Here is a 12,995-nt window from a genome sequence, read left to right as displayed (position 1 = left end):
TCCTCGTCCCTTAGTTGGTCTTCGGCTGCGCCGTTGCGCTGCCGTCATGCAGTTGAAGCAATAACAATTGAGCTGGCCGGTAGGAGGGGGCAGCTTCCAGCGCTGCCAGCACGGCTTCTTCGGCTTTGCCGCGATCACCCTTCGCCATGTAAGCCTGCGCCAGGGAGTACTGCGCACCAGCAGTATCCAGTGGATGTAGAGCGATCACAGCGGAGTACTCCCGCACCGCGCCGTCATAATTCTTGAGCGAGAGCCACAAGCTGCCAAGCCGGCGGTGCAGGTCGTCGTCTCTGGTGGGATACACATAATTCAGTCGTTCCAGCGTGGCTGCAGCGGCGGACTTATCTCCGGCTTCTTCTTCCAGAGTTGCCAACTGTTTCAGGGTAGACGGGTCGTGACCGCCCATCTTTTCATACGCCAGCAGCGTCTTTGCGGCGCCCATCTTATCGTTGCCGCTCATCTGTGCCGTTGCCAGGAGTTCATACGCACTGGCATCGCCGATGTATTGCGGGTACAGTGCGATCACCTTCTGTCCATTGGCGGAGACGAAGGCGTAGTCTTTTGACTTTGCGTGTTGTGCCAGCTCGGTAAATTGCTTACGCCAGGTGTCGAAATTCTTCACAACTTCGCCGAGCTGCTTGTCCAGCCACACTGCGTAATCTTTGTCGAACTGTTCGGCAGATTCGCCAAGAGTGGTCTGAATCACCTCTGGCGTGGGCATCAACTTCGTATATGCATGTACGATCTCCAGCAGCTTGCTTTCACCCCATCGCTCACTGATGTAGTCGCAGATGCTTCCACCCTGGAAGTAGCTGACGATAACCTGCGACGGGTACTGCGGATAGATAAAGCCGCGGTCAAGCTCTGCCACGGGCAGCAGCTTTTTGTCGCGAATGGCCAGCAAGATCTCCGGCGTAACGCGGTCGCCCCATTCTGGCGATGCCTGCGTCTCTTCATGGACGGCAAGGGCCTCGGTGAACCAGCGCGGTACACGATGGTTCGTAGCAGAGAGTACATAGACGTGGCTCAGTTCGTGCCATAGCGTGCTGGCCCAGTGGAACTCGCCCGGTTTGCGGCCGGAGGGGCTATCCATCGCTACAACCTGGCCAAAGGTCACACCGAGAGCGCCCAGCCCCGGCATTCCCATCGTGCGCACGGCAAAGTCCTCGTGGTCGGGGTATACCTCAAGCTGTACTTTGCCTTTCAATGTGATCTGGTACTTTTTCTCGTAAACCGCCATGGCGCGGTGCATCTCGGCTGAGAAGTAAGGCTGAAGCAGTTCTGCTTCTTTCTTGTTGAGCTTCAGGATGGTTGTGTCATCGGTGAATGTCTGGAAATTCTTGTAGCTGTCCAGAAGACGCAGGCTGTTTACTGTCGCAGCGTCGCGATAGCCGTTTTCATAGGCAAGCTGCAGCTCCTTCTCCGGCTCTTCTTGCTGCCCAAGACGCATCAGGTTAATGCCAAGCTGTGCATGTGCCGCCCATAGGTTCGGCTGTAGGGCAATTGCTTTGCGGTAGTAGGTGACACCATCGTCGTAACGGCGGTTCTGCACCAGGTGATAGCCAATGCGCGCATAGCCGGTGCCGTATTTCGCATTGACGGCATTGATTTTAGTGAGCCATGCATCCGGTGGCCTGTCAGCCAGAAGTTCTATCGCAGCATGGACCGCCATGGCATCGAGTGCATCGGGTGATAGTGCGATGGCTTCATCGGCCTGCTTGGCGGCGGTTTCCCGGTCAGAGTTTTCCAGCGCCATATCGGCAGCCAGTTCGTGGGCTTCGGCAGATTTTGGGTTGAGCTCCAGAGCCTTCGCAAGGTACTGTGGAGCGCGCCCATCAAATCCGTTGGCACTGACCAGCGCCAGACCATAATAAGCGGACGCGTTGTTCGGATCTTTGGTGAGCGCTTCCTGGAAGAGATTCACCGCTTCGACATCGTTGAAGCGTTCATGAAAAAGTAGACCCCAGCGCACGCGAACCGCTGGCCCACTGTTTTGTGAAGCGATCGCCTCGCGGAATTCGGCATTTGCCTGCTCGTAGTTTCCCAGTCCCCAGAAGCCCTCGGCGCGCATTGCAGGGTCATTCGTGTGCGTAAGTTGCGTGTAGCAGGCAAAGGTGTCCTTGCCATGCTTCTCCATGGAACGGCACTCCTGCCACGTTATTGCGTGCAGCGCAGGCGCAAGTGCAAATACCAGGAGGAGGCTCTTCATTTCTCAAGCTCCTGTTGCACTTTGGCCAGTTCCAGCAGGGTCGCTGTCAGCGCCTGTTTGTATTCTCCAGGCTCCATGACTGCCTTCTCATACTTCAACTGGTCCACCTTGCGCTCCAGTTCTTCTTTCTTCGCAAGCAGGGTCTGGTGTGCAGGATCATTCACAACCGCCGCATTGCCACCATCCATACGCAACACTGTGAAGCTCCCCAGAAGTGAGCCTTCGCGCGAGCTTTGCGTGATGGTCCGTACAGCTTCTCCCTTTCCCATGTCCTCGAAGACAGCGTGTTCGGTGGCCAACCGCTTTTGCGAACTATAAAATTCCGCTGTCTTGCGATCGGCGTATGTGAAAGCTTCCAGCGCCGAAATAGCGCCACTCTTGTCCGTATCGCAGGCCGGGTCCTGGAGTGCCTGAAGCCAGTAGCGGGCGAAGACGGTTGCGTTCTTTTCTGTGCCTGTCTTCGTCGCTGTAATCACAGCGCGCCCTGTACGTTGCAAGGCCAGGAGCGATCCGCCGCTGGCGCTTGTTGTATTCACGACAAGCTGGCGCCTGGCGGCAATCTTATCGAGCGCAGAAGCCAACTCTGTCGCGGAGATGTCAGGCCCCACAAGGTTGAACTTGTACTCCTCGCCATCGAACGATCCGTGTCCGATCAGCACAAGCACCAGGTCATCTTCGGGCTTCGCTTCCCGTGCGGTTTCGTTGAGTGCGGCAGTCAGTTTTGCTTTGGTGGCATCGGCTCCGCTCAGGGTGATCACGTGCGCTGCAGCCGATCCGCGATACACCTTGTCAATATTCTTTGCATCCGCGGTAAAGCGTTGCTCGTAGTCCGGCTCACCGCCCAATCCGGCCACCGTGATGTAATACACCGCCGCGCGGCAGGGAAGCGAGAGCACCAGCAGAAGCAGGGTAACGCTAATATGCCTCATACGACGCCCCATTTCCTGCGAAGCAGCCACTGCGTGCTGAGCAGGCCAAGCAGCAGTAGATAGTTGATGGGCATGTCCCACAGCGGTTTGGTGTCGCGCACCGAGATTCCAGCCTCGGAGTAGGAAATGTCGCGAGGCAAAGTGCTCAGTTCTGACTGCTTCCAGTAACGACCGCCAGTTGTGTTGGAAAGGCGTTCCAGCAGTTCGCGATTCTGTTCGGTGTGAAAGCTTTCCGCGATGCCATCCTTGCGTTCCAGCGTCACAATATCTGAGCCGAGCGTTTCGCCTGCACGCGATGCCGTGACCTCAACGGCATAAGAGCCGGGTTTGTCCGCAGTCCACTCCGTGCGGAAGCTCCCGATCTCGCCAGGGACAGCAGGCAGTGCCATCATGGAAGAACTTCCATCCGGACCGACAACGCGCGCCATCACATCGGCATCGGGTGCTGGTTGATATTGTTTGTCACGCACGGTGGCAGAAAGAACAACATGTCCTTCATCCAGAAGAGTCTGCGCAGGAACGCTGGCAACCACCGGCCCCGGAGACTCGGCTGCAACATAACGCAGCAACTGTTTCCAGAACTGGCCATGCGATCCATCGCCGACAGGCATGCTCATCTGCCAGCGCCAGGTACCCGCCGTTGCCATCAAGGCTGTCCGCCCGCGGCCATAAGGCTGTGTCACCAGCATGGGCATCTTGCGGTGTTGATCCGTCATCTCCAACAGTACGGTTGCTCCGGGCTTCGGTGTGCCTGCGTCCTGGTAGTCGGCGGTGTAGGGAAGCTTCTTCCAGCGCGCCGCATTCGCGGCAGCATCGTCTGCGAGCCGTGTAACAGGCGACTCTGCTCCAACCTGTGTCAGCAGCGGATACGCTGGATCGCGATGAAAGGTCTGCTTGGTCCTGGGTAAAAAGGTTGGGATCAGGTCCGCTGCTCCAGAACTGGCCCAGCCACCATCGGCAAGTGAGAAGCGGCCGCCAAGAAAAAGCGCACCGCCGCCTCGACGGTCGACAAACTCGCGTAACAGCTCCTGTTGCGATGGCGTAAAGTAGCCGCTCTCAACCGAGCCGATGATGATGCCGGAGTAGGCAAACAGATCTTCTGGGCGCGTTGGAAAACCTTCGGCCAGTTCGTTCGGATCGCTCAGGCCTTGCCGGTAGATCTTGTTTTCCGTGGTGCGCAGCATCGAGACCATCTGCAACTGCGGATCGTCGTCCGCCGCGCGGCGAATGAACTTGAACTCCCATCGCGGCTCGCCTTCTACAAAAAGAATCCGCCGCTTGTCGCCACTCACGTTCACCATGCGGCTCAGGCTGTTATTGAGGGTGTTGTTTTCTCCAGGCATTGCCGCCAGTGAAAACTCAAAGCTCTTGGCTCCCGCCGCGCCTGCGTCAAAGTAGAGCGTCTCTGTATGGGTTTCACCGTTTGCCGGAAGAGTAATCTCGCGTCCGGCAAGCGCTTTGCCGCTATCACGCACGGTCAGCATTGCTGTTTGTCCTGCGAATCCACGCTGATGAAAGCGCACCGTGGCCACCATGCGGGACGAAGCCAGGGCACGTGATGCAACGCTGACACCTTCCATCTCCACATCATGTTCTGCGGTTTCGCTGCCAAAACCAACGGTGTGGACCGGTAGGTGACGATTGCGCAGAGCATCCAGCGTGGCGATGTCGATTCCGCCTGTGCCTTCATCCGCGCCCGTAGCGTTCTCCGCGCCGTCGCTCATCAGCACAACTGCACCTACCGGCAGATCTCGTGTCTGCGTAAGGAACTGCCGCAAGCCCTCGCTCAGGTGGGTAGAGACACCCTGTGGTTGTAGTTTGCCCGGATCAGGCGTCTCCGCAAGGGACGCACCAATGTGATATACGCGTGTCTGGAAGCGCTTTTTCAGCCCATCCAACATGCCGCTCTGTAGCGCGGATACCGCGGCCTGTTCACGGCTCTGGTTGTTGCCGGCATCCGCTTGCGCCATGCTTCCGGAATCGTCTACCAGTACGGCGATGATGTTCTGCTGGGCACGCAACTCCGCGACATTCAGGGCCGGCTCCCACAGCAGAAGCAGCAGCAGCATCAGCATCGCGGCCTGCAGAGCCCAGATCACAACTGACCTCCACGACTTTAACTTCGGTGCGGCATCTTTCCAGCGGTACCAGATCAGGCCCGCAAGTGCCGATGCTCCCAACACCATGGCCAGCACCAGCGCCCAGTGTGGCCAGGAGCTCAACAGGATCAGACGCCCGCGGGCGAAGGCCGTGTAGGGATACTTGAAGAAAAACTCGAACATGTGCCGCGGAGCCTGTCGACCTGTCTTGGGATTCGTTCAAATCAATGCGTCATGCCATACACGATGTAATTCAGACCGACGCGAAACGCCTGCGCGGCAAACTTCTCAGGATAGTCAGGATCATCGGCCCATTCCCACGCATCGCCCAGGTGCATGTTGTGGCAGATTGCAACCATGATGCGTCCCTTGTCGTCACGAATGGCGCGCCACTTCGGCGTGTAGCCATCCTTCTCATAGGTTCTGTGCGTACGAATGTAGTGCTCGCCCGGAACCTGGATGCGATCATCCATGTCATACAGCACGTGAAAGATCTCATCGCCGCTCTGCAGGTCTTCTACCGGACGGTCGGGCAGCACCTGCCGCATGCCCGCCATAAAATCTTCCCAGTCCTGCGATCCATGGAAGTCGTCCACCATCAGGAAGCCGCCCTTGTTCAGGTAATCGCGCAGGCGCTTGGCCTCGGCATCGGAGAAGGTCCAGGTCTGTGCCTGCACGGCATAGACCCACGGATAGTCGAAGATGGCATCGGAGTTCAGGTCGACGACCTGCTCATAGGGGCGGCCCTCAATGCGGGTCAGGCGCTTCATCGCAACCAGGAACTGGCGGTCGGCCTTAGGATAATCGCGCGACCACGCCGCGCGTCCCCAGCCCCATCCATATCCATTGCCGCCGGAGCGCGCCGTATAGGCGAGGCGGGACCAGACAAACTCAGCCTTCTGGGCCTGCCGCTGTTCCGAGTCGTCAAAGCCAAAGTACGCCGTCCGTTGGTACGCCCGTACCACCGAGCAGCACGCAAGGACGACGGCGGCAACTGTGGTTCCGGCGAGCAGCTTCATCCTGCGACCCTCCTGAGATGGCTCCCAGTCTACGTGCGTGTAAGGCTTGCAGGATAGACGGAGCGACCCCGGCAGTTGTTTCCATCAAATTTTCGTCTTTTCGTTGTGTTCTTCGTCTTACCGAAATATGCGCTTTGCGGCTTGCCTGACAAATTCCTGCCGTGAGACGATCACGGTCACGCGAGGTCTGGTGTGAAACGGAGAGATTTTTTACGTTCCGGCGCTATGGCGCTGACTGCTCCAGCCTTGCCGGGACTTGCGCAAATGGCGCAGATGCCGATGCCTGCCCATTCTCAGCCTCCCCAGGGACCGCCGGCAGATATTACCCTGACCATCGAACCCGTAACGGTCGATCTTGCCCCGGACCGCATCCTGTCCACCATCGGCTATAACGGCACTTCGCCTGGGCCAGTCCTCCGTATGAAGCAGGACAGGCCAGTCACCGTCGATATCGTCAACCGGACGGACACACCGGAGTTCCTTCATTGGCACGGTTTCCTCATTTCGCCCGAGGCCGACGGAGTCGAGGAGCAGGGCTCACAGCCGATTGCGCCACGGGAGACACGTCGCATTCAGTTCACGCCAACTCTCGCCGGCTCCCGCTGGTATCACACCCATGCCATGGCGGAGTCCGACCTGCACAAAGGTGCCTATACCGGTCAGTTTGGCTTTGTCTATATTGACCCCGCCTCAGGAGATCCGGGGCACTACGACCAGGAGCACTTTCTCGCCCTGCGCGACTGGGAACCATTCTTCTCCTCCACCATGGAGGACGATGACGACGAGGACGGCAAACCCGCCGTCCAGCCCGAGAAGCCAACCCGCGACCTGCCGGGCGCGCCTGGGCTGGAGGTCAGTTCCATGACCTACTCCATCAATGACAAGGCGCTTGGAGCGGGGCAGCCCATCCGTGTAAAGCAGGGCGACCGCGTCCTTTTCCACCTGCTTAACGCCTCGGCCATTGAGAACCGTCGCATCGCTTTCGCGGGGCACAAGTTCAGGATCATTGCCATGGACGGCAACCCGGTTCCAACACCCCACGAGGTTGACGCTATCTTTCTCGGTGCCGGGGAACGAGTTTGCGCCATGGTGGAGATGAATAACCCAGGCGTCTGGATCATGGGAGCCACTAACGAGATGATCCGCAACGCAGGCCTCGGCATTGTTGTGGAGTACGCCAACCAGCATAAGAAAGCTCTTTGGACGCCGCCAGGCCCGGCAAGCTGGGACTACACGCTCTTCGCAAAACCCGGTGCGCCGGCGCAGAAACCGGACGCCGTCATCGACATGGTCTTTGAGAAGGCTCCTGGCGGCTTTGGCAAGTTCAATGCATGGTTTATCAACGGCAAGCCCTATCCGCACGAACGGGAATTTCTCCTCGAAAAAGGGAAGCGCTATCGCCTGGTTTATCGCAACCGCACGGACGACGCCCACCCCATGCACCTGCACCGTCACCAGACAGAACTGGTCGAGATCAATGGCAAGTGGACCCACGGACTGATCAAGGACACAGTGGTCGTTCCCTATTTCGGCCGCGCTTCGGTGGACTTTGTTGCCGACCAGCCAGGTCTATCACTCTTCCATTGCCACATCCAGAACCACATGGACTACGGATTCAAGGCGCTCTTTCGCTATAGCTGACAAAAGCCTTGATGGCAGCCTGCTTTGTGGGCCAATGTGAAGGAAGTTTGTTAGGGAGGAGATTCCCGCCACTCTGGATTTGAGTGGCGGGGACGACGGGGCTCGAACCCGCGACCTCTGCCGTGACAGGGCAGCGCTCTAACCAACTGAGCTACGTCCCCAAGAAGTTTTTCAACAACTTGGCTATATGTCACATAGAATCAGGCGTTTCGCAGGATTCGCAAATTTCGCACTGTTTCTACTGTTTCGCTTGTTTGGACTGAATTTCGAGCCCTTTTGGACACCAAATCCGCCTCAAGCAGCAATGAATTTAGTGTAGCAGATTTGGTGTCCATATCCCCTCTCACCGACTCTTAATTTTCCCGAAACCGACCTCCTGACCGGATACCGCCCGTCCGCTCTTCCGTGCTCCCCGCTCAGAGCCTCAGCTTCAATTCAGCGGCGATCTTTCCAGATTGGACGAATGCAATGCAGCGGTATGTCCGACTGCGGTGTGATAGTCAGCGTAGAACGCAATCGAACAGCTCGCGCGAGCAATGCCGACGCGTGACGTTGACCACCTCGTTCGTCGCCATGACTCTCCGGGCCGTTAGCTCTTTGCCATCGGTCTGCAAATCCCACCCCGACCTGTCAACGCAAAGCGCAGGACCCTGAGTGTCGAGGCTGCGAACGAATTCGCCAAGCACAAATCAAGCGCTGGGCGGCCCAGAAAAAGGTCGCAGCAAAGAAAGGCTAAGGCTTCTGCTTTGCGAAGCCACACCGATTCATAACTGCGTTGAATCAGGCAAGCTAGCCTTGCACGGCACGCAGATGCGAAATACTGTTCCGCTGGGCTTCCTTGGGGGAGGCCAAGACCGCATCTGGATCGAGCCGCCATACTTTTCAATAATCGTTCGGCTCACCCAAAGGTCCAATCCCGTCCCTTTCTTAGGCTTCGTAGAAAAGAAGGGCTGAAAGACGTTTTCTCGAATCGCTTCAGGAATTCCGGGGCCGTCATCGGCGATGAGTACACAAGCCCTTTCGTGATTCGAGGCGGCGGACACTCGTACCGTGAGCTTCCCATCTTTCGGCAATGCGTCGATCGCATTGACGATGATATTTGTGAAGACCTGTCGCAGCTCACCAGATCGGGCCCACATACAAGCCGCCCCTCGGTACTCCTTCTGCACCCCCGGCACTGATCTCGGAATGAACTGTCTTTCTCGGCCATACTCACCCCCCTGCTAGACGCCGCAGAACGTAAGTATTCATGCTCCCAATGGAAAAAATGTAGAGCCGCCGGGCCGAGCACGCAAGGGGGGAAGGCTGGCCGCGAGGCGGTTGATTTCCGATAACGCCGCTGTTGTCATGACGTAGCGCAGGCAGAAAAAGGGAAAGTGCAGGAAGCGGGAACCTCGTCCTACCGCACAGCCGGCAAGCGAAGTTGCAACCACGCGAGTGACGGTTGCAGGGAAAACCGAAGCAGTCTCGCTGTCAAAATCTATTTCCTTCGATGCCCCGGTCGCCTCTACAACTGGAGTCGGGGTCCAAACAATGCGGAACCAACAGGAAGTTGATGCGTAATCGTCACAAAGAAAACTTGCGCATCGCAGGAGCGCTGACCATTTCGGTCATACTGTTTGTGACAGCGAGAGATCGTCTGCCAACCGCCTTCAACCAACGAGGCACAAGCATGGAAACGATTAACACGGTTCATCGGATCACAGTTATGTTCTCAATCGTCGTTCCACTAGCAATTGTCCAAACTTTTGCTTTGCCGATGGCGGCTCAAGAAAAAAGCGCGTCCCTTGGAGGGCGCGTGACCGATGCGAATGGACTTGCGCTAGTTTCGGAAGTTCGCGCTTATCAGGAGATCACCGAAGAAGGCTTCCGCACTCTCAAGATTGCGTGTAGCGCGATCACAAATACAGATGGCATCTTCTCATGTACGGGATTACCTTCAGGCCGGTATATCGTCCAGATTCTTCCTGCGACGTCAAAGGCAGTAAAAGCTCCGACACCCGATCAGATTGTTCCATCCTCCTTCTATTTCCCGCATACAACTAATGTTGATTCGGCAGAACACATCACGTTGCATGTCAATCAATCTGAATGGGTCAGTGCCGTGGCTCCCTTCGCTAGTGTCACCTCGGTGACGGGCCTGATCTCCGATAGACCTGCGGGAGCCATGCTCAATCTCAGCTCTGTATCAGACACTTTGCAAATCGATACTGGCATCCACTTCAGATATGATCCCGCGAACGGAAGATTCATTGGAAAGAATGTGCCGTACGGCCATTATGTCCTGACGGCAAAATGGATATCTGCCAACTTGCCCCAACAAGCGGAAGTTTCATTCGACGTAGGCGAGGTTCCCATTGAGCATTTATCGCTAGAGGCGACGCCTACCGTTGTAGTCTTTGGTCAACTCGAAGGATTCGATGATGATGATCTGCATCTGCGGCTTCAAAGCCTAGAAGGCCGCACACGTGATTCCGTCACGACGGCTAAGAAGGGAACGTTTCAATTTCAACCGGTACCGGTGGGCCGCTATGTGATATCGGTTGACTCCCCGCACACTGTCTACGTGGATCGTGTCACCATGGGTGGCAAGGAAACGGATGGAGCCGTGGTCACATTCACGAGCGGTGCCAAAGCTAATCTGAAATTAACTATTGCAAGCCCGACACAGAACGCCGATGGTTCAGTCGAGTCATGTAGGGCTCCAACTGGTTGTGAGGTGATTGCAGTTGAAGCAAGCTCAGGCGAAGTTAGGACGACCAAGACAGACCGCACGGGCAAATTTCATATCGAAGGGTTGAGACCGGGGGATTACCGCTTCTACGCCTCGATCGATGATGGTGCCATAGCTTACCGCGATACAAAAGATTTCCAGAAATTTGAGAAAGATAGCACTGAGCTTCACATCCAAGCGAACGGCTTCAACGAAGCCTTACGCTTGCATCCGATTGACAATAAATGAACTCAAGATCTTGGCTTAATCTTCACAATACGTCCTTACACACCTTCACCGATTCACGTGCTATATTTTCTTCGCAGGCTATGGGATTCAAGATGCAGCTCGCGAGGAAGACCCTCGACAGTGCGGCAGAGAAATAGCCTCTCTCGTTACCTTCCATCTCTCCCGATCCATGTTGGTAATCGCTCCCCTGGACGAACAAAATGATGGAACCGCACCAGCCTTGCAATGTGATGAGACTCATTGGCGGTGGTAAGCCCTCCCCCGAAAGCAATAGACGAATCTCTGCGACTTTTCCGAAGTCAAGCATGCCGATGCACGTATGGATGTTTCTTTTGGAGACATTCCGCGTTTTCCATATATGCGTTTGTTCCACTCCCTCCTCTTGAAGTTCCGTTCGCGACACGAACTGAATTTCCAGAACTTAAGGCGTCACATGCCTGAAAAGGAACTATATGCGTATTCAAAATCGACTCTGGTTAGGGGCACTTGCATTTGCCTTTATCTTCACTTCAAACGCACTAGTCGCACACGCTCAATATTTTCCAACCTTCGGCACTTCTTATGGAAGCTACGTTGTCGGGCCGGGATCTAGCCCCCAAGGGGTAGCCGTCACAACAGCTCCTGGATCAACGCAGGCAACACAACTCGTAGCGGCGTTCAACATGGGAAATATCATTACGCTCACGTCCCAAGACGGCGTTAGCTGGGGAACCGGCGGAACAATCTTCGCAAGCGAACACTGTGACGCCACAGCGCATGCAAATCATTGCAGTCCCGCAATCGCGACCTATCACGGTAATCCATACGTTGCGTTGTGGAACACGGACAACAACCTAGAGGTTTGGAGGGGGCAGCTAGTGGGAGGAGGAAACAATGCCTTCACTTGGTCGCAGGTATATAACCAAAATCCGGGTTATGGAGGAATGAGTTCATCTCCCCAGATGGTCGTCTTTGCTGACCAGCTCTTCATCATCTATGGTGTCAACTCCCTGCAAGCTAACAACGGGCAGATCATCCATAATGCATTGCAAGAAACGGTTCTCGATGCGAATGGCAACTGGAATACGACCAACGCAGGGCTGGGAGCTCAAACCTTCGCTGCACCAACTCAAGTAGGGCTGTCCGAAAAGAACGGCACGCTTTACATGGTCACACAGCAAAACAACTCTCAACGACATCTCTACTATTGGTCTAGTCCTGATGGATATAACTGGTCAGGGGCAGAGTACTCCTCGCTCTACGTAGACAGTGGTCTTTCTATGGTTACGTATAACAACAACCTGGTATTCGCAACCAAACAGAACAACTCGCAAGACCATCTATTCCTCTTCTCATCGCCCAATGGCTCCACCTGGTATGCATCGCAACAGTCGCCGTTAGTGCATACGGAGACTACGCCGTCGATGACTTTATGGAATGGAGGAATTGAACTCCTTTACATAGATCACTCAGGAAATGGGCTGTTCTACAGCACTTTTGCTCCCTTCTGACATTGAGTAACTTTCTGCGAGGCGTCTTTCATCGCTTGGAAGATGCCCCGCACTTCCATTGAGGAAATGCTGAATATATTCAGCAATCATCTCGTTACGGTGAGAACCAACGTTGTCAGAAGAGCCTCCGTTCAAGACGATTCCTCCACCAAACAAGTCAGCATAAGTTCCATCAGGAGGATGGCAACCACCCCCGTTGATCGCAATGTTTCGGCGAAGGATGTTGTTCGTCAGGCGTGGCGCTCCAAAGTGCACGCCGATGCCACAGCCGCTGTTATTGGTGATGGTTGAATTCTCGACCGTTGGGGAAGCATGATCGATGTAGATCCCGCCCGCATCGAACTTACTCGTTGAGGCTCCTCCCTCTACGGTCACATTGCTCAGAAGTGAATCCCTACCCTCGCCATTGTGAAAAAGAACCACAGGGCCGGCCCCATTCCCTTTGAGGATGACACCGGCTGCATCTCCTCGTAACGTAATCGCTTTGCCTCTGAAGTCGAAGGAGCCAGCATATGTTCCGGGTGAGACCTTGATGACGTCGCCATCTTTCGCGCCGTCAATGGCTTGCTGAATCGTAGTTGCATCCATAGGGACATTCCAAATCCGTTGGGCGTGACCGATCTGGGGTGTCCCCATCATTGACAAG

9 protein-coding genes and 1 tRNA gene are annotated in these 12,995 nt (G+C 55.8%); 3 read left to right on the top strand and 7 right to left on the bottom strand.

Annotated features, from left to right (window positions below):
• Nucleotides 1-10 precede the first annotated feature (10 nt).
• The 4 genes from OHL13_RS06955 to OHL13_RS06940 are packed head-to-tail and all read right to left on the bottom strand — an operon-like array spanning nt 11 to nt 6,256.
• A complete protein-coding gene (locus tag OHL13_RS06955; protein WP_263409406.1) occupies nt 11-2,209 on the bottom strand; it encodes a tetratricopeptide repeat protein in 2,199 nt (732 codons plus the stop codon).
• On the bottom strand, nt 2,206-3,138 hold the full coding sequence (locus OHL13_RS06950) for a hypothetical protein (protein ID WP_263409405.1): 933 nt from the start codon (nt 3,136-3,138) through the stop codon (nt 2,206-2,208). Before OHL13_RS06950 ends, OHL13_RS06955 begins: the two co-directional genes overlap by 4 nt.
• The gene (locus OHL13_RS06945; RefSeq protein WP_263409404.1) at nt 3,135-5,420 is read right to left on the bottom strand and encodes a hypothetical protein; all 2,286 of its coding nucleotides are present in this window, start codon (nt 5,418-5,420) and stop codon (nt 3,135-3,137) included. Before OHL13_RS06945 ends, OHL13_RS06950 begins: the two co-directional genes overlap by 4 nt.
• A gap of 41 nt (nt 5,421-5,461) precedes the next feature.
• On the bottom strand, nt 5,462-6,256 hold the full coding sequence (locus tag OHL13_RS06940; RefSeq protein WP_263409403.1) for a DUF4159 domain-containing protein: 795 nt from the start codon (nt 6,254-6,256) through the stop codon (nt 5,462-5,464).
• 225 nt (nt 6,257-6,481) lie between these two features.
• On the opposite strand from OHL13_RS06940, the gene OHL13_RS06935 reads away from it, so the two are divergent.
• The gene (locus OHL13_RS06935) at nt 6,482-7,897 is read left to right on the top strand and encodes a multicopper oxidase family protein (protein ID WP_263409402.1); all 1,416 of its coding nucleotides are present in this window, start codon (nt 6,482-6,484) and stop codon (nt 7,895-7,897) included.
• 84 nt (nt 7,898-7,981) lie between these two features.
• Here OHL13_RS06935 and OHL13_RS06930 read toward each other — a convergent pair.
• A tRNA-Asp gene (locus OHL13_RS06930) sits at nt 7,982-8,058 on the bottom strand.
• 603 nt (nt 8,059-8,661) lie between these two features.
• Entirely contained in the window at nt 8,662-9,036 is a 375-nt protein-coding gene (locus tag OHL13_RS18715) for a sensor histidine kinase (RefSeq protein ID WP_399255373.1), read from the bottom strand.
• A gap of 416 nt (nt 9,037-9,452) precedes the next feature.
• On the opposite strand from OHL13_RS18715, the gene OHL13_RS06925 reads away from it, so the two are divergent.
• Nucleotides 9,453-10,859, top strand: coding sequence for a carboxypeptidase-like regulatory domain-containing protein (locus OHL13_RS06925; protein WP_263409401.1), 1,407 nt, complete (start codon nt 9,453-9,455; stop codon nt 10,857-10,859).
• A gap of 452 nt (nt 10,860-11,311) precedes the next feature.
• Complete coding sequence (locus tag OHL13_RS06920) at nt 11,312-12,349, top strand: hypothetical protein (protein WP_263409400.1); 1,038 nt, start codon at nt 11,312-11,314, stop codon at nt 12,347-12,349.
• On the opposite strand, the gene OHL13_RS06915 is transcribed toward OHL13_RS06920, so the two are convergent.
• Nucleotides 12,308-12,937, bottom strand: a complete 630-nt coding sequence (locus OHL13_RS06915) for a DUF1565 domain-containing protein (protein ID WP_263409399.1) — start codon at nt 12,935-12,937, stop codon at nt 12,308-12,310. The genes OHL13_RS06920 and OHL13_RS06915 overlap by 42 nt on opposite strands.
• Between the last annotated feature and the right edge of the window lie 58 nt (nt 12,938-12,995).

This window comes from Terriglobus tenax, from assembly GCF_025685395.1.
In the GTDB taxonomy this organism is placed as follows: Bacteria; Acidobacteriota; Terriglobia; order Terriglobales; family Acidobacteriaceae; genus Terriglobus; species Terriglobus tenax.
This window is presented reverse-complemented; position numbering and strand designations above follow the sequence as displayed.

Excerpts from the sequence above, each read along its gene's own strand:
- OHL13_RS06955 (WP_263409406.1), bottom strand. The coding sequence starts at position 2,209 with ATGAAGAGCCTCCTCCTGGTATTTGCACTTGCGCCTGCGCTGCACGCA.
- OHL13_RS06950 (WP_263409405.1), bottom strand. The coding sequence starts at position 3,138 with ATGAGGCATATTAGCGTTACCCTGCTTCTGCTGGTGCTCTCGCTTCCC.
- OHL13_RS06945 (WP_263409404.1), bottom strand. The coding sequence starts at position 5,420 with ATGTTCGAGTTTTTCTTCAAGTATCCCTACACGGCCTTCGCCCGCGGG.
- OHL13_RS06940 (WP_263409403.1), bottom strand. The coding sequence starts at position 6,256 with ATGAAGCTGCTCGCCGGAACCACAGTTGCCGCCGTCGTCCTTGCGTGC.
- OHL13_RS06935 (WP_263409402.1), top strand. The coding sequence starts at position 6,482 with ATGGCGCTGACTGCTCCAGCCTTGCCGGGACTTGCGCAAATGGCGCAG.
- OHL13_RS18715 (WP_399255373.1), bottom strand. The coding sequence starts at position 9,036 with ATGTGGGCCCGATCTGGTGAGCTGCGACAGGTCTTCACAAATATCATC.
- OHL13_RS06925 (WP_263409401.1), top strand. The coding sequence starts at position 9,453 with ATGCGTAATCGTCACAAAGAAAACTTGCGCATCGCAGGAGCGCTGACC.
- OHL13_RS06920 (WP_263409400.1), top strand. The coding sequence starts at position 11,312 with ATGCGTATTCAAAATCGACTCTGGTTAGGGGCACTTGCATTTGCCTTT.
- OHL13_RS06915 (WP_263409399.1), bottom strand. The coding sequence starts at position 12,937 with ATGGATGCAACTACGATTCAGCAAGCCATTGACGGCGCGAAAGATGGC.